Source organism: Paraburkholderia sp. SIMBA_027, from assembly GCF_046535315.1.
Lineage (GTDB): Bacteria > Pseudomonadota > Gammaproteobacteria > Burkholderiales > Burkholderiaceae > Paraburkholderia > Paraburkholderia tropica.
Genome location: NZ_JAWRWY010000949.1, coordinates 1 through 260 on the forward strand (window position 1 = coordinate 1; position 260 = coordinate 260).

A 260-nucleotide genomic window follows, 5' to 3' on the forward strand; every position below is an offset into this window, starting at 1 on the left:
GAAATGGTCGCCGCCATGCACGGCAATCGCCACCGCATCCGCCTGCTGCGCGGCAGCCAGCCCGAAGGCGATGGTGAGCATGATGGCGTTGCGGTTCGGCACCACGGTGGAGCGCATGGTCTCCTCCGCATAATGTCCGTCCGGCACCGCAATGTTGTCCGTCAGCGCCGAGCCAGTGAGATGCGCACCGATGGTGCGGATATCGATGACATGATGCGGCACGCCGAGCCGTTTTGCGCAATCGGCGGCAAAATCCAGCT

The 260-nt window shown here is 63.8% G+C and carries 1 protein-coding gene; it reads right to left on the reverse strand.

What is annotated here, in order from left to right:
- Positions 1–260, reverse strand: a 260-nt coding sequence (locus tag SB764_RS41920; RefSeq protein ID WP_410867025.1) for a 7-cyano-7-deazaguanine synthase, incomplete at both ends; no start/stop codon positions are given.